The organism is Trujillonella endophytica (genome assembly GCF_900110555.1).
In the GTDB taxonomy this organism is placed as follows: Bacteria; Actinomycetota; Actinomycetes; order Mycobacteriales; family Geodermatophilaceae; genus Trujillonella; species Trujillonella endophytica.
This window is the reverse complement of the sequence record NZ_FOEE01000016.1, coordinates 56,714-78,925: the sequence shown is the minus strand read 5'-3', so window position 1 is coordinate 78,925 and position 22,212 is coordinate 56,714. Positions and strand designations below refer to the sequence as shown.

The window sequence follows — 22,212 nt, the reverse complement described above, 5'->3', positions numbered from 1 at the left end:
ATCAATCGGACGCCGACGACCGCCCAGCGCCGCGCTGACCCCGTAGCGGGTCGGTCGCGACCTCGATGGTGTGCGCGTCGGCCTGCCGGCGCACCGGCCAGGACGCGGGAAGCACCAGGCGCGGCGCGACACCCACGAGGACGGCGACGAGGAACGCGACGCCGGCCAGCGCCTCGCCGGACTCCTCGAGGAAGGTGGCGGTGATCGCCAGCTGCCCGGGCGCGACGTTCGAGACGCCGGAGAGCACGACCGACGCGAAGGCGTAGGCGGCCAGGCAGGAGAGCACCCGGCGCCGGTCGCGACGCTCGGCGCGGCTGATGAAGGCGAGGGTGGCGATGACCGCCCCGGCGATGGAGATGCTGAGCACGCCGGCCTGGGCCGAACCCAGCGCGTCGCCGAGGGAGCTCATGGCGCCGGCGTGGACGGTGCTGCCGGTCTTGACGGCGGCGATGACGCCGGCGACGAGTCCGACGGACAGCCACCACGCGCGGCGGCCGGGGATCCGGGAGGCCGCGGAGAGGGCGGCGACGGCGGCCACGGTGAACACCGCGGCCACGAACAGGCGCGGCACGGAATAGGGGGCGTCCATCGAGAGGGCGTGGGCGGTGGGACCGGTCGCGCCGTTCAGGCGAAGGACGAAGCCGATCGACTCCAGGGCGACCGCGGTGCCGGCGAGCGCCATGCCGATCGGCGGGAGGGGGATGCGCCGACGGGCCGGGCGCAGCGCCGGCACCGGCGTCCGGTCCGCGCCGGTGCCGGCGGTGCGCTGGTCTGCCAGGCGGATGCCTCGACCGAGTACGACGGCCACCAGCACGGCGAGCAGCATCCAGGCGACGAGACCGACGGCGATCCAGAACCACACGCCAGCGTCATCGGCAGGTCAGGGGCCGGTCGTGACCACGCGGTCACACGAACGGGTGACCCGGGGCGCGGACGTCCACCGAATGGATGACGGACGTCAGTGCGCGTCGGAGCCCCGGACGACGGCGCCGATGGTCGTCACCAGGAGCAACAGGTCGAAGGTCAGCCACCCGTTCGCCACGTAGGACACGTCCATGCGTTCCGTACCCGTGGGCCGGCCGACGGGGAAACGGTCGGCTGAGTGATCCGGACACTTCTCGCTCACCCCTCAGGACCTCGGCGCGACGACGCCGGATGACGGCGTCCCGTGACGGAACGGTCCCGCTGGTGAGGCTGGTGATCCCGGTGTGACGAGCGAGGCGGTGGGCAGTCGATCACCCGGATGTCGACAAGCCGTTCGGCAGGAAATGCCCAGGGATTCGGCTGGAGAGCGCAGGTTCCGCCCCTAGAAAGGACGTGTGTACCTCTTCGTGTTCGTCGGCCTGGCCTGGTTGCTCACCGCACCCGCCATGGGAGTGCTGATCGGGAAGATGATCTCGACCGCGGACCGTCGCTCCTCGCCGGAGTCGCGGTTCGCCGGCCTGGAAGCCGAACTCGACCGCAGCGCCCTGCGGCCCGTGGCCGGCTCCCACTGACGACCGGGCGTGCCACCTCCCCCGCTGGGGTGAGGGATGTGGCGGACACGGGCGGCCGGAGCCCCGGCGCGTCCTACGGTCCGCTGGTGCGCCTCCTCTTCGTCTGCACGGGCAACATCTGCCGATCCCCCGTCGCCGAGCGCCTGACGCTCGCCCAGGCGTCGCGGGCGCTGGGCGACAGCCCGGAGCTCGAGCGGATCGAGGTGCGCAGCGCCGGCGTCCAGGCGACTCCCGGCTCGCGCATCGAGCCGCACAGCTCCCGGGCGCTGCACACCCTCGGTGGCGACGCCGCGGAGTTCCGTGCCCGGCGACTGACCGCCGAGCTCGCCGCCTCCGCCGACCTGGTGCTGACCATGACGCGCGGCCACCGCGAGGCGGTCCTGGGACTGAACCCGCGCGGGCTGCGCCGGACCTTCACGCTGGCCGAGGCCGCCGACCTGGCCGGCCTCGCCGACCTGTCCGGGCTGGGCCTCACGCCCGTCGACGAGCGGGCCCGCGAGCTCGGCCGCCGCCTGGACGCCGCACGCGCCCGACGGCAGGCCGGACCCGCCGACGACATCGCCGACCCGATGGGACAGCGGGCCGCCGTCCACGCCGACGTCGCGGCTCGGATCGACCGTGCCCTCCGGCCGCTGGCCGCCGTCCTCTTCACCAGCGTCCGCAGCCGGCTGGCGGCTCCGGTCCCCGCCTGAGACCTCCCCCTCACCCGACCGGGCGACAGCCGCGGTCGAGCGGGTCGGCGGCTCGATTCCCGGCCCTATCCTGCGCGGATGCCCCGACGTCGCAACGTGGCCGTGGTCCTGGCGGGCGGCTCCGGGGTCCGGGTGGGCCTCTCGATCCCCAAGCAGCTGATCAAGATCGCCGGGCGCCCGATCATCGAGCACACGATCGCCGCGCTGCAGACGTCGCCGGTCATCGACGAGATCGTCATCCTCATGGCGCCGGGGCACCTGGACGCCGTCCACGCGGTGCTGCGCGGCGGCGCCTACCCGAAGGTGACCCGGGTGCTGGAGGGCGCCGAGACCCGCAGCGCCACGACCCGTCGGGCCCTGGACGCGCTGGGCGCCGAGGAGTGCAACGTCATCCTCCACGACGCCGTCCGCCCGCTGGTGAGCCAGCGGATCCTCACCGACTGCGTCGCGGCGCTCGAGCACTACGACGCCGTCGACGTCGCGATCCCCTCCGCCGACACGATCATCCAGGTCGACCCGAGCGGCCGGACGATCGAGGCGGTGCCGCGGCGCGACCTGCTCCGCCGCGGCCAGACGCCGCAGTGCTTCCGGCTGTCGGTGCTGCGCGAGGCGTACGCACTCGCCGCGGCGGACCCCGGCTTCGAGGCCACCGACGACTGCACGGTCGTGCTCCGCTACCTGCCCGAGGTGCCGATCGGGGTGGTGGCCGGCGAGGGCCGCAACATCAAGGTCACCGAGCCCATCGACGTCTACCTCGCCGACCGGTTGTTCCAGCTGGAGACCTCGGCACCGCCCGAGCCGCTGCGCGACGCCGAGTACCGGGCCTCGCTCACCGGCCGGACCGTCGTCGTCTTCGGCGGCTCGTACGGCATCGGCGCCGACATCGCCTCGCTGGCCGAGTCCCACGGCGCCCGGGTGATGTCCTTCAGCCGCGGCCTGACCGGCACGCACGTGGAGCGCCGCGCCGACGTCGTCGCCGCCTGCCGCGAGGTGCTGGCGGCCACCGGCGGCGTCGACTACGTCGTCAACTGCGCCGGCGTCCTGCCTCGTGGCGAGCTGGCGGCGACCAGCGAGGAGGACGTGCACCTCGCCACCGAGGTCAACTACCTCGCGCCGATCCACATCGCGCAGGTGTTCCACCCGCACCTGCGGAAGAGCCGCGGCTCGCTGCTGCTGTTCACCTCGAGCTCCTACACCCGCGGCCGGGCCGGCTACAGCCTCTACTCCTCGGCGAAGGCCGCGGTCGTGAACCTCACCCAGGCCCTGGCCGACGAGTGGGCCGACGACGGCATCCGGGTCAACTGCGTCAACCCCGAGCGGACGGCGACCCCGATGCGCACCAAGGCGTTCGGCGAGGAGCCGGAGGGCTCACTGCTCGCGTCGAACGTGGTCGCGCAGACCTCGCTCGACGTCCTCGTCGGCAACTGGACCGGGCACGTGGTCGACGTCCGCCGCCGCGAGGGCGGGGAGCTCGCTCCCCCGGGCTGACCGCGCCGCCACGAGCCCGCGCAGCCAGCGGGGCGTGTCGAACAGCCAGCCCAGGCGCAGCCGGGGGGCGATCGCCGCGGCGATCAGCGGCAGGCCCACGCCGAGGACGACGGCGAGCACCAGGTGGACGGCGAGGCCGTCGATCCCCAGGCCCTGCTGCAGCACGATCCGCAGCGTGGCGACGACGAGGATGTGCGCCAGGTAGATCTCCAGGGTGTGCCGGCCGAGGTAGGCCAGCAGCCGGGAGACGTGCGGCACCCGCGCCAGCAGCGCCGAGGCCGCGAGCAGCAGGACGACGCCGGCCGCGGCGCCCACCGCGCTGGTGAGCTGCACGGGCAGGCCGACCCCGCCGTTGTCGAGGGTCCCGGCCTCGACCGGCAACTGGAGGACGGCGATCAGCAGCGCCAGGCCGGCGGCGCCGGCGGCCGCCCAGACCGCCGGGCTGCCGTCGAGCAGGGCGCGCATCCGGGGCAGCCCGACGGCCGACCCGACGGCCACGAAACCGATCAGGGCCAGGCCGTGCAGGCCGGCGATGCTCGGCAGCCAGCCCCAGAGGAGCACGGTCAGCACGACGGTCGCCGCGAGGGCGATCCGGCCGCGGCTGCTGCGCTCCCAGGGGCGCAGCAGCGGAAGGAGCACGGTGACCGCGGCGAGGAAGGGCAGGAACCACAGCTGCGCGAGCGGCACCCAGAACCGCAGCAGATCGGCCCAGCCGGTGGAGCCGTTGCGCACCCCGCTCGCGCCGATCTGGACGACGCCCTGCACGAGGTGCCAGACGAGGTAGAGCCACAGCAGCAGGGGCAGCCGGGCCCGCAGGTAGCCGGCCGTGCCCCGCTTGGCGATCCCGCCCGGGACGAACAACCCGAGCAGCAGGGCCAGCGAGGCCATCCGGAACAGGTACAGCGCCCCGTTCACCGTGGTGAGCGGCGAGTCGACGGTCAGGACGTCGGACAGGTAGAGGCCGACCAGCGTGTGGTTGAAGACCACCCCGACGACGGCGAGGCCGCGGGCCACGTCGACCGCGATCGAGCGCGGCGCAGCGGTCGGGGCTCGCATGCGCGGCACCGTATGGCACCAGGGCCGAAGTCCCCTGTACAGCGCGGGAAATCGGTACGCGCCGGTCCCTCCCGAGGGTGAACGTGGGCCGCGGGAGGTCCCGGGGGACCGACCGCGTAGGACACTGATCCGCCGGCGTCCCCTCGCCGTCCAGCACGGCCGACAGACCGCGCGCGTCTCTCGTCCCCGACCCACCCAGGAGCGGTCCTGTCCACGCTGTCCCCCGAGGTGCCGGCGGCGGCCGTCGACGCGCCCGGGACTCCGGACCTCGACGCCGACCGCACCGCCGTCCGTTCCTGGCAGAGCAACGGGACGCTGCTGGCCGCCGGCCTGGCCGTCGTGTCGCTGGCCCTCGCCTACCTGACCGGGGCCACGCTCACCGACCCCGCGTTCCTGGTGCTGAGCCTCGGCCTCGTCGTCTGGCAGATCTCGGTCCGGCGCTTCGAGGTCGCGCTGGAGATCGTGCTGTGGCTGTGGACCATGGCCCCGCTGATCCACCGGGTGGCCGACTGGCGCAGCAGCATCTTCAACCCGGCCAGCCTGACGCTCGCCACGGCGGCGGCCTGCTCGATCGTCCTGGGGCTGGCCTGCCTGCGGGGTCGGACCAGGCTGCCCACCCCCCTGCTGGTCTTCGTGCTGCCGGCGCTCGTGGCGATCCCGGTCGCCGCCCTCGTGGGCCTGGTCCTCAACGGCCTGGCGCCCGCGCTCGTGTCCGCCGTCCAGACGATCGCGCCGCTCGGGGCCGCGCTGGCGGTGTGCCTGAGCTCGTCGGTGGACCGCGTGGTCGCCGTGGTGCTGCGGTTCGCCCGCTGGGCGCTGCCCGTGGTGAGCGCCTACGCGATCGTCCAGTGGGTGTTCGCCCCGGCCTGGGACGTCTTCTGGCTCCGGTCGGCGTTCCCGCTGGCCGAGTGGCTGGGCAGCTCGTTCGGCGTTCCCTATGCCTTCGGCATCCGCCCCTGGGGCACGGTGAACGCGCCCTACGTCCTCGCCGCGCTGCTGGTGTTCCTCATCTTCACGCAGCTCAACGCGGACAAGACGCTGTGGGGCCGCCTCGGCGTCCTGCTCGGGGTGTTCGCGCTCGCCATCACCAGCGTGCGGGCGCAGTGGCTCACGGCCGCCGTCGTGCTGGTGATCTTCGTGCTGACCCGGCGGATCAAGCTGGCCCCCCTCGTGGTGTTCGCGGGGGCCGGGATCGGCGCCATCGCCCTCTTCCTGCCCGACATCGGCGAGAAGATCTGGAACCGGCTGACGTCGCTGACCGACACCGACACCGACACCAGCTTCCTGGCCCGGCTCGACATCTACGGCGACGCCCTGCCCTACGTGCTGAGCGATCCGCTGGGCAAGGGCCTGGGCAGCACCGGGTCGGGCGCGCGGGCCCAGGGGCAGCTGCTCAGCGGGCCGCGGATCGCCGACTCCAACTACCTGGACATCCTCCAGGCGCACGGGGCGGTGTTCGGCATCCTGCTGATCGCCGCGCTGTTCACGGTGGCCGGCCTGGCCTTCGTCCGCTCGCTGTTCCTCGGGCCCCCCTTCCACGCGTGGGGCGCGCTGGCCGCGGCGCTGCCGGTGACCATGCTGCTGGGCAACGTCACGCTGTCCCTCCCGGGCAGCCTCACCCTCCTGGGCATCGCGGCCTGCCTGACCGCCCCGATGCCGGCGACGGCGAGGCGGCGGAGCGCATCCCCCGATCGGGTGTAAATCCGCTGTTCAGCGCAGCGTCATTCGACTTCCCCCCTACGTTCACGCGTCAGTACGTGCCGCTCGAGGAGGAACTCTGGGGTGAGTCTTGGCGCAGACGACATGGTCCGTCTCGCACGACTACGCGTTCCACTTCGGTGGCGCGGAGCTGGTCACCCGTGCCCTGTGCATGGACGTTCTCGACTCCCCTGACCTCATCGCGATGGCCGGCCGGCCGGAGGTCCTCGCCGAGATGAGCCGGGGCCGGCACCGGACCGTGCTACCCGCGCAGTGCAACGAGAAGGTCGCCCGCGGTATGGCGCCGGTCCTCCCGTGGCTCACCCAGGGCACCGTCGTCGAGGGCGATCTGCTGGCCTCCAGCTACGCGTTCGCCCACCACATCCCCTGCACCGGCCGGAAGGTCGTCTACTGCCACTCGCCGCTGCGCCAGGCCTGGTCGGGCACGCAGCAGTACCGCAACTTCGGCCCGCGCCTCGAGCGGCTCGGCGTCACCCTGACCCACGGCTACTTCCGCCGCGTCGACTCCCGTGCCAGCCGCACCGCCGACTGCTTCATCGCCCCCAGCACGGCCGTGAAGGCCCGGGTCCAGCGGTACTACGAGCGGCTGAGCGTCACGGTGATCGCGCCGCCGTACGACGCCGCCACGTTCTGCCTCCCCGAGATGCCTCCCGAGCGGGACCCCGACTCCTTCCTCTTCGTCGGCCGGATCGTCGAGCCGTACAAGCAGCTGTCGCTGGTCCTGGACGCGTTCCGGGAGCTGCCCGAGGCGACGCTGACCGTCGTCGGGGACGGGCGGGACCGCGAGCGCCTGGAGGCCGTGGCGCCGCCGAACGTCCGCTTCCTGGGCTGGAAGTCCGGCGCGGAGCTCCGCGACCTGTACGCGCGGTCGGCGGCGCTGGTGTTCCCCAGCGAGGACGACTTCGGCATCGTGCCGGTGGAGGCGATGGCCTGCGGCACCCCGGTGGTCGCCTTCGGCCGCGGCGGCGCGCGGGACACCGTCGTCCACGAGGAGACCGGGGTGCTGTTCGAGGAGCAGACCGTCGGCTCCCTGCTCCGCGCGCTGGGCGTCGCCCGCGCCGCCGAGTGGAAGGCGGAGGAGGTCAGCCGGCTGACCACCGACCGGTTCGGCCCCGAGCGCTTCGCGCGAGCCGTCGCCGCCGAGCTGTGACGTCCAGCGGGGCGCCCGTGCGGGTGCTGCACGTCATCAACGACGCCCGCGAGGGCGGCGGGCAGACCCTGATCCGGCACCTCGGTGAGCACGCCCCGCCGGAGCTCGAGGTGCACCTGCTGGTCCTCGAGGGCCCCGACGTGCTGTCGCCCCGGCTGGAGCCGCACTTCCGCAGCACCACGTACCTGGACGTCTCCCGGTCGTCGTGGCGCCTGGACCGGCTGGTGCGCGACGTCTCGGCGGCGATCGAGGCGATCGGGCCGGACGTCGTCCAGTCCCACCTGCTGCAGTCCGACCTGGCGGTCGCGCTCGGCCGGCGCCGGCGCGGCGGCCCGAAGCTGGTCTCCACGGTGCACACGACGGGCTACTCGCACGGTGATCCGCTGCGCACGCGGGTCGTCGCCCGGGCGATGGGTGTGCTGTCGCGCCGGTTCGACGCCGTGGTGGCCTGCACGGACGAGTCCCGGGCGTACATGCGCAGCCGCGGCTACCCCCGCCGGCGCAGCAGCACGATCTCCAACGGGGTGCCCGTCGTGGCGATGCCGAAGAAGGGCCCCCGGCCGCGGCGCCTGCTGGTGCTGGCGCGGTACAACCCGATGAAGGACTACCCGACCCTGCTGCGGGCCTTCCGCGAGGTGCACCGCGCCCACCCCGACGTGCGGCTGGCCTGCGCGGGCGTGAACGTGGACGGTACGAACGCCGAGCTGACCGGGCTGCTCGCCGAGTACGGGCTGACCGACTCGGTGGACCTCCTCGGCCCCGTGGCGAACGTGACGGAGCAGCTGGAGGGCTCGGCGGCCCTGGTCATCGCCAGCGCGTACGGCGAGGCGCTGCCGATGGCCGGGCTGGAGGCCATCGCGTGCGGCACCCCCGTGATCACCACGCGGGTGGGCGGGTCACCGCGGTTCGCCGTCGACGACTTCCAGGTCGTGCGGCCGCGCCACCCCGGGGCACTGTCCGACGCGCTGCGCCACCTCCTCGATCTGCCGGTGACGGAATACGACCGGCTCGTGGAGCTGAGCCACAAGCGGGCCGCGGAGGACTACGACATCGCGCACGCCGTCCGCGCCTACGCGGAGCTGTACCGGCGGCTACTGGGCCGCTGAGCCGCTCCCGAACAGGGCCCGCCGACCGGCGCGGGTGCGGTGGTCGTCGAGCCAGGTGAGCAGGGCCTCGGCGGGCCGCTCGTTGCGGCTCAGCCCCAGCCGGGCGACGGCGGGGTGGCCGGACGGCGGCGGCACCTCCCCCGCCTCCACGGCCCCCAGGAAGGCCCGGACGCCGGCCAGGTCCTCGAACAGCGGGCCCGGCAGCACCTCGCGGACGTCGGGCACGTTGTAGCCGCGCGAGGCCCCGTACTCGCCGAGGTCGGGCATGAAGAAGCCGATGGGCCGGTCGAGCACCAGGTAGTCGGTCCACGTGCTCGAGGCGTCGCTGATCAGGGCGTCGGCGGCGGCCATCAGCCGGTAGGTACTGCTGCCGACGGCGGCCAGGTCGGCGTTGGTGATCACGCGGGCGCCCAGACCGGTGTAGTCGTCGCGGTCGAGCGGGTGGGGCTTGACCACCAGCTGGACGCCGTCGGGCAGCGAGAACGCCTCGGAGAGCCTGCTGGAGAGGCCGGAGCCGTCGCCCCAGCTCCGACCGAACTCATCGCCCCCCACCCGGTACGTCGGCATCCACAGGACCAGGAGCCGGTCGGCGGGCAGCCCGAGCGCCGCGAGCAGCTGCGCGCGGTCCAGCGGTGCGGTGAGGTCGGCGACGCGCGGGTTGCCGACGACGGCGACCCGCTCGAACGGGACGTCGAAGGCGGCGCCCTTCATCCGCCCCCAGAGCTCGGTGCCGGAGACGACGACCGTCGACCCGGCGCGGTGCTCGCTCTTCGTGTCCTTGGGGCCGTCGCCGTGCCAGAGGTTGACGACCAGGCGCGAGCGCGGCGGCCGCGCCGCCGTCACCAGGCCGTGGGTGAAGAAGACGGCCTCGGCGGTGAGCGTCGACCGGATCGCGCGGACCGACCGCCGGGGGACGACGGTCACGCGGGCGGGGTCGACGCGCAGCGGCCCGAGCAGCCGCACCGAGGCCGGGTCGGCGACCAGCCAGTGGATCGGGCCGGGGTACCGCCGGGTCAGCTCGGCGAGCGTGTGCAGCGCGTTGCCCTCAGAGTCGGGGTAGCCGTGCACGACCGCGAGCCGCCGGGCCGGCAGCAGCCGCATGCCTAGCCACCCGAGGACGGCCATAGCCGACGAGCGGAGCCGCCGCAGCAGCGCGGCCATCCCCGGCGTCCTAGCCGACGTCGGCGGTCTCGGGCGCCCGGTCGCTCGGCTCGGAGGCCGGCGCGGCCGTGTCCGCCTTCCGGTCCGTGTCCGCCTTCGCGTGCTTCTTCGCCTTCTTCGACTTCTTGTCGCCGGCGGTGGCGCCGTAGCCGTAGGCGTAGCCGAACGACTTCACCAGGTCCGATCGCGGCGGCACGCTGTTGAACACGATGCCGAGCACGCGCCCGCCGACCCGCTGCAGAGCGTCGACCGCCCGGCGCAGTTCGTCCTTGCGGGTCCGGCCGAACTGCACGGTGAGCAGGACGCCGTCGGCGTGGGTGGCGAGGCCGGTGGAGTCCGCGGCGGCGAGCAGCGGCGCCGAGTCGACGATCACGTAGTCGTAGGCGTCGCGGAGCGTGCCCAGCATCGCGCCCATGTTGCCCGAGGCCAGGAGCTCGCTCGGGTTGGGCGGGGTGGGGCCGGCGGCGAGCACGGCGCACTCGCCGTCCGCGTCGCCGTACCGCTGCAGGACGTCCTCGAGCTCGGCCGCGCCGGAGAGGACGCTGGTCACGCCGGCGCCCTCGACGAGGTCCAGGTAGGACGACACCCGCGGGGCGCGCAGGTCGGCGTCCACGATGACGACCTTCCGGCCGGCCCGGGCGAGCGCGAGACCGAGGTTGATCGCCGTGGTGGTCTTGCCCTCCGACGGCAGCGAGCTGGAGATCATGATGACCTTCGGCGGCTCGTCGACGCTCAGGAACTGCAGGTTGTTGCGCAGCTGCCGGAAGCTCTCGCCGGTGGCGCTGCGGAGGTCCTCGGCGAGCACGTGCCGCTTCGACAGCGACGCGTCGCGGACGATCGTGCCGATGACGGCGGCGCCGCCCAGCTCGCCGGCCTCGGCCGGGTCCTTCACCGACCGGTCCAGCTGGCCCCGGGCGATGGCCGCACCGAAGCCGAGCACGAGGCCGACGCCCGCGCCGATCAGCAGGATGAGCAGCACCTGGGGCGAGGCCCACTCGTCGGAGACCTCCGGCTGGCCGGTGACCAGCACGGCGACCGGGGCGCTCAGCTCGGGACGCCCGGCGGTCTCCAGCTCCTCCACGAGGTCGGGGAACTCCAGACCGATCGTCTCGGCGATCGCCTGCGCGCGGGTGGCGGACTCGTCGGTGACCGTGACGTCGATGAGCACCGACTGCAGGTCGGCGGTGGCCTCGATGTTCTCCGCGAGGTCCTCGTTGCTCATCGGCAGGCCGAGGCGGTCGATGACGCGGCTGGTCATGTCCGGGCCGGAGAGCAGCCGGGTGTAGGACTGCGCCCGCTGCTGGGAGAACACGCCGCCCTGGAGCGCGGAGTTGTTGTTGCTGTCCGTCGAGTTCGGCGTCGCCACGAAGAACTGGGTGGTCGACTCGTAGGTCGGCGTCATGAGGAAGCAGATGGCGCCACCACCGCCCACGCCGAGCACGATGCCGGCCAGGATCAGCCACCAGCCGCGGCGCAGTACGAGCCCGAGTTCCCTCAGTTCCACGATGGTCCCCGTCTTGTCGAAGCGGGAGCCCTCGCTCCAGGCGTACGGCTGCAGCGGGGCTCGTCGCGGGCGTGCGCCGTCGCACCCCGAGTTCCGGGGAGCGTACGTGCCGGATCGGGGCGGGCAGCGGTCCCAGCAGCGGGTTCACCCCGTCCAGTGACGCGTTCTGCGCCGGGCGGGCGCAGCGCCGTCCGGTCAGTCATCGGAGGCCGCGCCGAGCTCGCGGCTGCGGAAGATGATCCGCAGCTGGACCGCGATGAGGACGAGGAACGCGACGAGCGCCCCGACGTACAGCCCGTGGACGCCGCCGAGCAGCCCGCCGACGATCGTCAGCGTCGGGCAGAAGACGGAGGCGACGAGCAGCAGCCGGTAGGTGGTCTGCAGGTGCCCCTGGGGCACGAGGCCGACGAGGAAGAGGCTGGCGTTGAGGAAGGCCGCGCCCATGGTGGCCCCGATCAGCCAGGCCACCTCCTCGAGATCGACGGTGCCGGCGAAGAGGTAGCGGCTGATCAGCGGCATGGTCGCGCCCAGGAGGACGGTCGCGAACAGGGAGAGGACGCCCATCACGATGCTGGCCTGCCGGGCGCGGGCGCGCCGCTGGTCGGGGGCGGCGCCGCCGACCCAGGAGAGGAAGGCGGCGGGCACCGCGGCCATCCCCTGGAGCAGGATCTTCGAGATCCGGTCCCCCGCCGCGAAGATCGGGTAGAAGGCCGGGGTCACGACCGAGATCAGGGGCCCGACGAGGTAGGCGTAGGCGGCGTTGGACACCTGGGCCGTGGTGGCCAGGGCGAGCTCGCCGGCGGAGGGGTCGCGGGGCAGCGTCGGCACCTGGTCGGGCAGCCGTCGCACGAAGCGGAGGCTCAGCAGCAGCGAGGTGAGGGTGGCCAGGCCCTGGAGGAGCGGGTAGATCCACAGGTACGGCGTGAGCACCAGCAGCCCGATGGCCGCGATGTTGGCCGCCAGGCGGGGGGCTCCCTCGAAGAGCGCGAGGCGCCCGGGATCGCCGAGGCCGGTGTACAGCCACGTCTGCGCCATGCACGAGCCGCTCAGGGCGACGGCGGCGAGCGTGCTCGACAAGGTGTCGCCCGGAGAGAGCCAGAGCGGGATGCCGACCGCCAGCGGCAGCAGGCAGGCGAGCGCGACCAGTCGCTGCCGCACGCTCTGCCGGACCAGCGCGGCCCGGTGCGCGGGGTGGGCGGCGATCTCGTTGGCGCCCGCGAGCGGCCAGTGCAGCGAGGCGACGGCGGCGAGGGCGGCGCCGACAGACTGGCCGAACGCGATCCCGATCCAGCCGTCCGCGCCGAAGTTGTGGCTGATGGCGGGCAGCACCGCGACCGCGGAGACGAGGCCCATCGCCGGCATCGCGGCGAATCCGAGGATGCGGCGGGCGAGCAGCCAGGCGGTCCGCACACCGCCGGCGCGGCGCGGTTCGACGGTCGCGACCGGGGCCGGCTCCTCGGGGACGGTGCTCACGGTCGGGGACTCCATGCGCACCTCCTCGTCCTCATCCGCGCGCCCGGCAGCCGCGGGCGCCGGGGCGGCGCGAACGGGAGCGGGGGGCGGACTGCCGAAGCCGGCAGACTAGGGCGCCCCCGAGGCTCGCCGGGAGCCGATTCGTCCTATCGGTGGAGACGTCGGTCACGTCCCCGTGGCAGGTCAGAGCGGCCGGAAGTCGCTGAACTCGCCGAAGTTCGCGCGGTCCTCGTCGTCGTTGCGCCCCCACCGCTGCATGGGCCGGTCCTGCGACTCGGGCCACTCGAGGATCGCCTCCTCGTGCCGCCGCAGGAGCTCGGCGAGCAGGGCCTTGGCGTCGGGGAAGTCGTGCGGCTCGATCGGCTCGCCGAGGCGGATGCGGGCCGCGGCGCGCGGGTCCTTGTGCGCGGTCAGCACGATCACCGGCGAGTTGGTCTCGAACGCGGCGCGGGCGGCACCGAACGAGCCGAGGACGTTCCGCCCGACGAACTCCACCGGCGTCGACCCGGGGACGTCGAGCGCGATGCCCACGATCTTGCCCTCGCCCAGCGCCTCGGTGATGCCGCGGTAGCCCTTGTCCCCGTGGATGGCGGTCGCGCCCATCTCGCAGACGCGCACGTGCTGCTTCATGTACTCGGGGGCGTCGTCGGACAGGACGAACGCGGCCCCGAGGACGTGCGCGTGGATGCCGGCCTTGTCGATCGAGGCCCACTGCCCGTCGTAGACGCCGTGGTGCATGAACGTGAGCACCATGCCGCGGGACGGGTCCCGGTCGCGGGCCGCCAGCACGCGGTCGGCTCCCTCGACCGGCAGGTTGGTGATGAGCTCGGGGCGCCAGCGGCGCTCGGCCCGCCAGAACATCTGCCGGAGGTACTCGGTCGCGGCCGCACCGACGTCGGCACCCGGGCGGGTCTTCTCGAGCTGGAACCGCATGTTCAGCCGGGCGGTCTCCCGGACCACCGCGTTGCGCTGCGCCAGCCGCACGCGCAGATCGATCAGCAGCGGCAGCAGCCGCGCCGGGATCCGCTGACGCCACGGCGTCTCGGCGGCGAGGAGGCGCTTCTTCGGCGCTGTGGCTAGGGTCACGGCGGGGAGCATAGGGAGAGGTCAGGGCCGCTCGGAGCCTCGTGATCAACACCCCCCCGATCGGGTGACGGGTCCACCGCCGATGAGCGGGACCCGCGCTCGGCACGCCGGCCCGTTCCCCCGATCGGGCGTAGCTCCCGCAGCGTGCGCCGTCGGTAATTTCCCGCCACTAGGGTCCGCGGGGTGTCCGAGGCGACGGAAGCACCACAGGCGTTCGACGAGCAGGCCAACCACGCGCAGCTGTACAAGAAGCGCCGATTCCTGCGCGCCGACGCGCCGTGGCGCCGTCGGATCCCGACCGCCCTGCTGCCGGCGCTGGTGGAGCTCCGCACCGTCCTCGCCCGCCGCAACCCGGTGCTCTGGCAGTGCGCGCTGCTGGAGATGCGGTTCGTGCTGGAGAAGACCCGGCCGGACGCCGACCTGGACAAGGTCGCCGTGGAGTACATCCGGCAGATGTACTGGCGGGCGGAGCGCCGCTGGCGGCCCGAGCTCCTCACCTCCCAGCCGGTCGAAGGGGTCGACGAGGTGCTCGCGGCACGCGACCCCTCCCGCGGGATGGTCGTCACCTTCTTCCACCACGCCGCCTACGACGGCGCCTTCGCCTCGATCGGCAGGGCCGGCCTCTCGATGCGGGCCGTCGGCGCGGACATGCTCTTCGGCGACGACGTGGCCCCGCACCTGAAGCAGCACGCGCGGCTGGTCGAGATGGGCTCGCCGCTGATCAACGCCAAGGAGGGGTCGGCGGGCATCCGCGCCGCCCTGGAGCGCGCCGAGGTCATCTCGATCGCCCCCGACGTGATCAGCCGGACGCCGGTGCACATCTTCGGGCGCGACCTCGTCGGCTCCTTCGGCGCGGCCCGGCTGGCCTACGAGACCAACTCGCAGGTCGTCGTCAGCACCTACCACCCGGACCCGAAGGCGCCGGCCCGGATCCGGTTGGGGACGGTGCTGGAGCCGCGGGACTTCCCGGACGCGCAGGCTCTCCAGCTGGAGATCCTGCGGCAGCACGAGGCGGCCGTCGTCGCGTGGCCGGAGGCCTGGGACCGCCCGCTGTTCCGGTTCGGCTGGACCGGCGAGGAGGAGCTGGCCGCCTTCGGGCCGGTGACGCCGAATCGCGCCATGTGACCGTGAGGTCACGATCACACCCAGGCGGGTGAGCGCGCTGCTCCCGGCGCTCTCGCGCCCCTAGCCTGGGCGGAGCCGACCCGACCCGCCGCGGTGCGACTGCTCCTCGAGGCGGTGCTCCACGAGGAGACACATGCGCACGTTCCCGAGGACGTCGATCCTGGGCGCCCTGGCCGGCCTGCTGGTCGCGTCGTCCCTGGCCGGCTGCGGCAGCGATCCGAAGCCCGTCGACTACCTGGCCCTCGGCGACTCGGCCCCCTTCGGGTTCCGGGCCAACGCCCCGGGCGGCTACGGCGACGCCGACGACTTCGTCGGCTATCCCCAGATGCTCGCCGACTCGCGCGGAATCGTGGTGCGCAACCTCTCCTGCCCCGGCGAGACGACGGCGAGCTTCCTCGACGAGGACGCGGTCAACTTCGGCTGCACGAACATCGCCGGCGAGGGCGAGGGGTACCGCCAGCGGGCCCCGCTGCACACCGACTACGACGGCACCCAGCTCGACGCGGCGGTCGAGGCGCTGGAGGACGAGCCGGGGATCGAGCTGGTCACGCTGCAGCTCGGGGGGAACGACGCCCTGCTCTGCCTCGGGACGGCGGAGTGCGCGACGGCGGACGGGATCGCCGCCATGGCCGCGCAGGCGCGGGAGAACCTGGACACCGTGCTCTCCGGGCTGCGCGACGAGGCCGGGTACGACGGCACGATCGTGGTGGTCAACTACTACGTGGTGGACTACTCCGACGCGGCGCAGACGGCGGTCTTCGGGGCCGTGAACACCGCGATCGCGGAGGCGGCCGCAGCCCACGACGCCGAGCTGGCCGACGCCTTCGAGGCGTTCCGCGCGGCCTCCGAGGAGTCCGACGGGAACGCCGTCGACGCCGGGCTGATGCTGCCCGCCGACGTCCACCCCACGGCCGTGGGGCAGCGGCTGGTCGCCCGGACCATCGAGGCGACCCTCCCCAGAGCCGACTGATGCGCATGGTCACGGGTGCGTCGGCCCTCGCGGCCCTGGTCGGTCTCCTGCTGTCGTGCCTGGTCGGCTGCAGCGAGGACCGCCCGCCGATCGAGTACCTGGCGCTGGGCGACTCCGCGCCGTTCGGGTACCGGTTGAACGCTCCGGGCGGCTACGAGGACGACGACGACTTCGTGGGCTACCCCGCGCTGCTCGCCGACGACCGCGACCTCGAGCTGCTGGATCTCTCCTGCCCGGGCGAGACCACGGCGAGCTTCCTCGACGTGGACGCGCCGAACCTGTGCACCAACTACGACGGGTCGGGCCGGGAGGGCCGGGGGTACCGCGAGCGGGCCCCGCTGCACACCAACTACGACGGCGCCCAGGTGGAGGCGGCGGTGCGGGCGCTGGAGAACTCGTCCGAGGTGGAGCTGGTGACGCTGCAGCTGGGCGCGAACGACATCGTCGTCTGCGGCGCGAACCTGGAGTGCAGCACCCGCGAGGGCGTGGCCGCGATGGCCGAGCAGGCCCGCGAGAACCTCGACACCGCGCTCACCGCGCTGCGGGAGGACGGCGGCTACGAGGGCACGATCGTCGTCGTCAACTACTCCGCCTACAAGTACGAGGCCGACAACCCGGAACTCGCCGTCATCGAGGCGCTGAACGCGGCGATCGCCGACGCCGCCGGGGCCCACGACGCGGTGGTGGCCGACGCGTTCGAGGCGTTCCGCACCGCGGCCGAGGAGGACGGCGGAGACGTCCGCCGGGCGGGGCTGGTCCATCCCGACGACACCCACCCGACCGCCGTCGGCCAGCGCCTGATCGCGAGGACCGTCGAGGCGCTGATTTGACGTTCGCTAGGCCGCGTCGGGGTCGTGGGCTTCGTCGTGCGCTGACCGGTGCAGGCCGGCGATGCGATCGAGGAGGGGAATGAGCGCCTCTGCGATGGCGGCGCCGATCTCCTCGTGCACCTCCACCGGCTGCCCGATGGGGTCGCGGACGTCGTCGCCCTCGCCGGCCTGCCGACGTGAGCGGGCGCCGTTCATCTCCCGCACCAGGGCGCGCGCCCGGTCGGCGAGGTCCTCGCCCGGCACGTCGACGTCCCGGAGCAGGTCGACGAGTGCGGCGGCCTCGCGGAGGGTGAAGGTGCGGGAGAGCGCGCGGGGCGCCAGCTCGAGCACCCGACGGCGGTGGGCCCGGGTCAGGGTGAGGGTGAGGTCGGCGTCGATGGCCATGCCCTCGATGATCTGGCGGGCCACGAAGCCGGTGGGGTCGCCGCCGTAGCCCTGCAGCACGAGGGCGCTGTCGGGGTGCATCGCCGAACCGACCACGGCGCCGACGCCGGCGCTGGTCAGCCGGACGAGATCCGCGTCCTCGCCCAGCCGGTCGTCGAGGTAGGCGCGGCCGAGCCGCTCCGCGAGCGGGGAGCGACAGATGTTGCCCGTACAGACCACGAGCACGGCGAAGGCCGGCTCGGGCGACCAGTGACGGGACACGCGGACATTGTGCGGTCAGTAGGCCCCGCTGCCGCGGAGCACGGCACCGGCGGTCTTCCAGAGGATCATGAAGTCGAAGGCGAGCGACCAGTTCTCGACGTAGCGGACGTCGATGCGCACCGAGTCGTCCCACGACAGGTCCGACCGGCCGCTGACCTGCCACAGGCCGGTCAGGCCGGGCTTGACCAGGAAGCGGCGGTGCATGTCGTAGCCGTACTTCTCGACCTCGCTCTGCAGCGGCGGGCGCGGGCCGACGAGGCTCATGTCGCCCTTGACCACGTTGATGAGCTGCGGCAGCTCGTCGAGCGAGTACCGGCGCAGGGTCCGGCCGACGCGGGTGACCCGCGGATCGACCTTCTTCTTGAACAGCACGCCGTTGCCGTCACTGGCGGCGGTGAGCTGCTCGACCATCCGGTCGGCGCCGACGACCATGGTGCGGAACTTCAGCATCGAGAAGGTGCGCCCGTCGCGGCCGACGCGCTCCTGGCGGAAGAACACCGGCCCGCGGCTGGTGACGGCGACGGTCAGGGCCACGGCGATCAGCACGGGGGCGAGGAACAGCAAACCGAGGGCCGCGCTGGCGCGGTCGAAGGCCGCCTTGGTGAGCCGCCGGATGCCCTTCAGCTCGGGGCGCTCCATGTGCAGCAGCGGCAGGCCGCAGACGGGGCGGATGCGGACCCGCGGGCCGACGATCTCGGTGACGGCCGGAGCGAGCAGGAGCTCGGCGTCGGTGTCCTCGAGCTCCCACCCGAGGCGGCGCAGCGCCGGCCCGTCCAGCTCGGGGCACGGCAGGACGGCGACGGTGTCGACCTCGTACGCCTTGACGACCGCGGTGACCTCGGACAGGTCGCCGAGCACGGGGAGGCCGTGGAACGCGTCCTTGCCCTCGCTCTGCTGGCCGGCAGGCAGGCAGCAGCCGATGACCCGGTAGCCGTGGAATGCTTCGCGGTCGAGTTGCTCGTCCATGGCGGCGACGCCACCACGGTGGCCGACGAGGATCGTCGTCTGCATGTTGTGGCCGTGCCGGCGGGTGCGGTGCAGCGCCTGCCGCTGGGCGTACCGAGCGCCGAGGGTGAGCACGGCGGCCAGCGGCAACGCGAGGACGACGAACCCGCGGGCGACGTCGAGCTTGAACGCCCAGGACACGGTGCCGACGGCGGCCAGCATCATCATCGCTGCGACGAAGACCCGGCGGAACTCCTCCGGCCCGACCCACAGGAAGCGCTGCTCGTACGCGCGACCGACGAGCATCGCCAGCACCCAGACGCCCGGCAGCAGCACGGCGAGGGCGAAGGGGGCGTGGGCGGTCGGCGCGTCCGCCGGCCCGAAGCGGACCACGTAGCCGACGGTGGCGGCGATCCCGGCGATGACCGCGTCGACGGCCATGAGACGGCGGACGTAGGTTCCACGCCAGGCCCGCCGCGCGGTCGTGCCCTCGCCGCGGAGGCGAGGAGCCAGGAAGCTCCAGCCGCGGCTGCGGACGATCTCGGGTTGACGAACGGCTTCGTCACGCGTCACAGCCATGGAGCCAGCGCACCCCCGTGCGGAACATCAGTCCGCACCAATGCGGAAGGTGGGGACAGATCCTGCGGATAGGTCGGTGAACTTCAGCGTTCAACCGGCGTCGCAAAGGCTAAGGACCCATGACGTATTACGGAAGGGGCCCGCTGTAGTCAGTCCAGTCACATCTGTTACGGGCATAACGCGAAGACACGCGCGTTCAGCCCGCCCGGCGCCCCAGTGCGCGGTAGGTCCAGCCGGCCGCGGTCCACGAATCGCGATCCAGGGCGTTACGCCCGTCGAGCACACGCCTCTGCGCCACCACCCCGCCGAAGGCGACCGGGTCGAGCTCGCGGTACTGCTTCCACTCGGTCAGCACCAGCACGGCGTCGGCCCGCTCGGCCGCCTCCTCCGCGGTGTCGGCATAGTCGAGCTGCGGCCACAACTTCCGGCTGTTGTCCACCGCAGCCGGATCGGTCACCCGCACCACCGCGCCCTGCAACTGCAACTGCGCGGCGACATTGAGCGCCGGGGAATCGCGAATGTCATCGGAGTCAGGCTTGAACGCCGCCCCCAGCACCGCCACCCGCTTGCCCAGCAACGACCCGTCACACACCTCACGAGCCAGCTCCACCATCCGGATCCGCCGGCGCATGTTGATGTTGTCCACCTCCCGCAGGAACGTCAGCGCCTGATCGGCACCCAGCTCCCCGGCCCGAGCCATGAACGCGCGGATGTCCTTGGGCAGACAGCCCCCGCCGAAGCCCAGCCCGGCATTGAGGAACTTGCGACCGATCCGGTCGTCGTAGCCGATCGCATCCGCCAACAACTTCACGTCCGCACCCGTGGCCTCGCACAACTCGGCCATCGCGTTGATGAAACTGATCTTCGTGGCGAGAAAGGAGTTGGCCGCCGTCTTCACCATCTCCGCGGTGGCGTAGTCGGTCACGACCTTCGGGACTCCCCGGGCCACGACGGGTGCATAGACCTCGTCGAGCACACGTTCGCTGTCGGCCCTGGCATGGTCGGGGACGCCGTACACCAGCCGGTCGGGATGCAGGGTGTCCTGGACCGCGAATCCTTCGCGGAGGAACTCCGGGTTCCAGGCCAGCAACGCACCTGGCACCTTCTCTGCCACCATGTCGGCCAGCCGGGCGGCAGTGCCTACAGGCACGGTGGACTTGCCGACGACGAGATCACCCGGCTCCAGCACGCGCAGCAGCGACTCGGCAGCCTCCTGGACGAAGTGGAGGTCGGCGGCGTACTCGCCGTGCTGCTGCGGCGTCCCGACACAGATGAAGTGAACGGCGCTTCCGGCCGCCTCGACGATGTCGGTCGTGAAGCTCAGCTGCCCGGATGCAAGGCCATGGCGCAGGAGCTCGGCGAAACCGGGCTCGAAGAAAGGCGCCCGACCGGCGCTGAGATCGCCGACCTTGCGCGGGTCGACGTCGATGCCGATGACCTCGTGACCCCACTCGACGAGTGACGCCGCGTGAACTGCTCCGAGATATCCGCAGCCGACGACCGAGATGCGCATCGCTCCTGCCTTCGCACGCGGCTCAGAACAGTTCGACTCACAGTTGAGCATGCGGCCACGCGATCTGCGCGCCGAGCGCGACCGCCCGGCAATCAGCGGCTCGTGAGGCCACGATTCCGCGATCTGCACCCCCTGCAAGGTTTGACCTCCGAGGGGCCGGGAAGATGTGCAGTGCCCGGCTCAGGTGCGGGCGACACCACTATCACCCGACCGCTCGACGAGGAGCGCTCCGTGACCTGGCTGTGGCTCGTCCTTCTCGGCTGGCTGGTCATCGCCGTCCTCGCCGGGTTGCTGATCGGTGGGGTCGTTCATGTGGCCGACCGGCGCGATGGCAGCACTCGTGGCAGCCGGGTTCGATCTCCCCTCGCCAGGCCCTCCGCCGAGGACCTGCTCTCCCCGACCCTCGGTGGGAATCGGGCGGGCTGACACCCGGGCCCACCTCCCCCTACCGGGGGAACGGCGGGTGACCGGCCGTCGTCCGTGCTCCTACCCTCGGGCGGAATGCCTGCCGGACGGGGGACGACATGAGCACGGACGTGCCGTACGACGGTTCCGAACGAACCGCTGAACCTGACTCCGTCGGAGCCGCATCCACTCGGGACGCGGAGCCGCCGCCCCGGCGCCGGCTCCGTCGCGCGCTGACCGCTGCCGGCGCGCTGACGCTGGTCCTCACCGTTCTCGTCGGCGGGGGCATCTGGTTCCTGGCCGACCGGTACGCCGGGAACATCGACCGGGTCGCCGGCGTGTTCGACGACCTCGACGAGGACTCGCGGCCGGCCGCGCCGACGCCGGAGCAGCCGACCGCCGAGGATCCGGTGACGTTCCTGCTCGTCGGATCCGACACCCGTGAGACGACCGACGACGGCGTAGCCGAGGGCGGCCGATCCGACGCCATCATGATCGCGCGGTTCGCTGGTGACCGCCGGCACGCACAGCTCGTCTCGATCCCCCGCGACTCGTGGGTCGACATCCCCGGTCACGGCCGGAACAAGATCAACGCCGCCTACGCGTTCGGCGGGCCGACCCTGCTCATCCAGACCGTCGAGCAGCTCACCGGCGTGCGCATCGACCACTACGTGACGATCGACTTCCAGGGCATCATCCAGGTGACCGACGACCTCGGCGGCGTGAACGTCGTCGTCGCGGAGGAGACGACCAACGGGCCGTACACCTTCCCGGCCGGCGTGAACCACCTCGACGGCGCCGCGGCCCGCTGGTACCTGGGCCAGCGGTACGGGCTGGAGGGCGGCGACTTCGACCGCGTCCGGCGCCAGCAGCAGTTCCTCGAGGCGATGTTCACCAAGCTGTTCAGCAGCGACACGTTCACCGACCCCGGGCGCCTGGATGCGGCCCTGCGAGCGGTGACCGGCGCGGTGGCGGTCGACGACACGTTGAGCAACACCGACCTGTTCTCGCTGGCCTACTCGCTGCGCAACCTGCGCCCGGAGAACGTCGAGTCCTTCACCGCGCCCATCCTCGGGACCGGTCGCGAGGGCTCCGCGAGCGTCGTCTACCTCGACACCGTGACGGGCGAGCGCATGTGGACCTACCTGCGCAGCGACTCCCTGGCCGCCAACGCCGCCGAGTTCGGTGACGAATCCCTGCCCGACGTACCTCGATGAGGGAGGCTCGCCGCTCAGCGGGCCGACTGAAGCACCTCTACGGGATCTCCCG

General features: G+C 72.8%; 20 protein-coding genes. 11 read left to right on the top strand and 9 right to left on the bottom strand.

Annotated elements, in window-relative coordinates:
• Position 1: 1 nt before the first annotated feature.
• Complete coding sequence (locus BMY88_RS20225) at positions 2-862, bottom strand: hypothetical protein (RefSeq protein ID WP_091948026.1); 861 nt, start codon at positions 860-862, stop codon at positions 2-4.
• A 457-nt stretch (positions 863-1,319) separates the two neighbouring features.
• On the opposite strand from BMY88_RS20225, the gene BMY88_RS23950 reads away from it, so the two are divergent.
• The 3 genes from BMY88_RS23950 (at position 1,320) to BMY88_RS20215 (ending at position 3,676) form a co-directional block, all read left to right on the top strand.
• Positions 1,320-1,496: a hypothetical protein gene (locus tag BMY88_RS23950; protein WP_170861210.1), complete on the top strand. Its 177-nt coding sequence runs from the start codon at positions 1,320-1,322 to the stop codon at positions 1,494-1,496.
• A gap of 86 nt (positions 1,497-1,582) precedes the next feature.
• The gene (locus BMY88_RS20220) at positions 1,583-2,188 is read left to right on the top strand and encodes an arsenate reductase/protein-tyrosine-phosphatase family protein (RefSeq protein WP_091948096.1); all 606 of its coding nucleotides are present in this window, start codon (positions 1,583-1,585) and stop codon (positions 2,186-2,188) included.
• Between the two features lie 78 nt (positions 2,189-2,266).
• Positions 2,267-3,676, top strand: coding sequence for a bifunctional cytidylyltransferase/SDR family oxidoreductase (locus BMY88_RS20215; protein ID WP_091948023.1), 1,410 nt, complete (start codon positions 2,267-2,269; stop codon positions 3,674-3,676).
• Here the strand turns inward: BMY88_RS20215 and BMY88_RS20210 are convergent.
• Positions 3,557-4,732 (bottom strand): acyltransferase family protein, encoded by a 1,176-nt coding sequence (locus BMY88_RS20210; RefSeq protein WP_091948020.1) that lies wholly within the window; start codon positions 4,730-4,732, stop codon positions 3,557-3,559. The two genes, BMY88_RS20215 and BMY88_RS20210, sit on opposite strands and share 120 nt — an antisense overlap.
• Positions 4,733-4,960: 228 nt before the next feature.
• On the opposite strand from BMY88_RS20210, the gene BMY88_RS20205 reads away from it, so the two are divergent.
• The 3 genes from BMY88_RS20205 (at position 4,961) to BMY88_RS23945 (ending at position 8,707) form a co-directional block, all read left to right on the top strand.
• Positions 4,961-6,433, top strand: a complete 1,473-nt coding sequence (locus tag BMY88_RS20205) for an O-antigen ligase family protein (protein WP_091948018.1) — start codon at positions 4,961-4,963, stop codon at positions 6,431-6,433.
• 88 nt (positions 6,434-6,521) lie between these two features.
• Positions 6,522-7,601 carry a glycosyltransferase gene (locus BMY88_RS20200; RefSeq protein WP_091948015.1) on the top strand — a complete coding sequence of 360 codons (1,080 nt, stop codon included), beginning with the start codon at positions 6,522-6,524 and terminating at the stop codon, positions 7,599-7,601.
• Between the two features lie 17 nt (positions 7,602-7,618).
• On the top strand, positions 7,619-8,707 hold the full coding sequence (locus BMY88_RS23945; protein ID WP_170861209.1) for a glycosyltransferase: 1,089 nt from the start codon (positions 7,619-7,621) through the stop codon (positions 8,705-8,707).
• Here the strand turns inward: BMY88_RS23945 and BMY88_RS20185 are convergent.
• From BMY88_RS20185 to BMY88_RS20170, 4 genes are all read right to left on the bottom strand, one after another.
• On the bottom strand, positions 8,693-9,868 hold the full coding sequence (locus tag BMY88_RS20185) for a CDP-glycerol glycerophosphotransferase family protein (protein WP_091948008.1): 1,176 nt from the start codon (positions 9,866-9,868) through the stop codon (positions 8,693-8,695). The two genes, BMY88_RS23945 and BMY88_RS20185, sit on opposite strands and share 15 nt — an antisense overlap.
• A 10-nt stretch (positions 9,869-9,878) precedes the next feature.
• Complete coding sequence (locus BMY88_RS20180) at positions 9,879-11,372, bottom strand: tyrosine-protein kinase domain-containing protein (RefSeq protein WP_091948005.1); 1,494 nt, start codon at positions 11,370-11,372, stop codon at positions 9,879-9,881.
• 195 nt (positions 11,373-11,567) lie between these two features.
• Positions 11,568-12,860, bottom strand: coding sequence for a hypothetical protein (locus BMY88_RS20175; RefSeq protein ID WP_091948002.1), 1,293 nt, complete (start codon positions 12,858-12,860; stop codon positions 11,568-11,570).
• A gap of 168 nt (positions 12,861-13,028) precedes the next feature.
• Positions 13,029-13,931, bottom strand: a complete 903-nt coding sequence (locus tag BMY88_RS20170) for a lysophospholipid acyltransferase family protein (protein WP_139220533.1) — start codon at positions 13,929-13,931, stop codon at positions 13,029-13,031.
• A 183-nt stretch (positions 13,932-14,114) separates the two neighbouring features.
• Between BMY88_RS20170 and BMY88_RS20165 the strand changes: the two genes are divergently transcribed.
• From BMY88_RS20165 to BMY88_RS20155, 3 genes are all read left to right on the top strand, one after another.
• The gene (locus BMY88_RS20165) at positions 14,115-15,056 is read left to right on the top strand and encodes a lysophospholipid acyltransferase family protein (RefSeq protein ID WP_091947995.1); all 942 of its coding nucleotides are present in this window, start codon (positions 14,115-14,117) and stop codon (positions 15,054-15,056) included.
• Positions 15,057-15,189: 133 nt separating this feature from the next.
• Positions 15,190-16,026 carry an SGNH/GDSL hydrolase family protein gene (locus BMY88_RS20160; protein WP_091947992.1) on the top strand — a complete coding sequence of 279 codons (837 nt, stop codon included), beginning with the start codon at positions 15,190-15,192 and terminating at the stop codon, positions 16,024-16,026.
• Positions 16,026-16,856 (top strand): SGNH/GDSL hydrolase family protein, encoded by an 831-nt coding sequence (locus BMY88_RS20155; RefSeq protein ID WP_091947990.1) that lies wholly within the window; start codon positions 16,026-16,028, stop codon positions 16,854-16,856. The genes BMY88_RS20160 and BMY88_RS20155 overlap by 1 nt, the downstream gene beginning before the upstream one ends.
• A gap of 6 nt (positions 16,857-16,862) precedes the next feature.
• Here the strand turns inward: BMY88_RS20155 and BMY88_RS20150 are convergent, their stop codons facing one another.
• The 3 genes from BMY88_RS20150 to BMY88_RS20140 all read right to left on the bottom strand — a co-directional run bounded on the left by BMY88_RS20150 (position 16,863) and on the right by BMY88_RS20140 (position 20,538).
• Entirely contained in the window at positions 16,863-17,501 is a 639-nt protein-coding gene (locus BMY88_RS20150) for an arsenate reductase/protein-tyrosine-phosphatase family protein (RefSeq protein WP_211435745.1), read from the bottom strand.
• Between the two features lie 15 nt (positions 17,502-17,516).
• Positions 17,517-18,887, bottom strand: a complete 1,371-nt coding sequence (locus tag BMY88_RS20145; protein WP_244524818.1) for a sugar transferase — start codon at positions 18,885-18,887, stop codon at positions 17,517-17,519.
• 334 nt (positions 18,888-19,221) lie between these two features.
• Positions 19,222-20,538, bottom strand: coding sequence for a UDP-glucose dehydrogenase family protein (locus tag BMY88_RS20140; RefSeq protein WP_091947984.1), 1,317 nt, complete (start codon positions 20,536-20,538; stop codon positions 19,222-19,224).
• Positions 20,539-20,769: 231 nt separating this feature from the next.
• Between BMY88_RS20140 and BMY88_RS20135 the strand changes: the two genes are divergently transcribed.
• Both BMY88_RS20135 and BMY88_RS20130 read left to right on the top strand, forming a co-directional pair.
• Complete coding sequence (locus BMY88_RS20135) at positions 20,770-20,964, top strand: hypothetical protein (protein WP_091947981.1); 195 nt, start codon at positions 20,770-20,772, stop codon at positions 20,962-20,964.
• Positions 20,965-21,062: 98 nt separating this feature from the next.
• Positions 21,063-22,160 carry an LCP family protein gene (locus BMY88_RS20130; RefSeq protein ID WP_091947979.1) on the top strand — a complete coding sequence of 366 codons (1,098 nt, stop codon included), beginning with the start codon at positions 21,063-21,065 and terminating at the stop codon, positions 22,158-22,160.
• Positions 22,161-22,212: the final 52 nt, after the last annotated feature.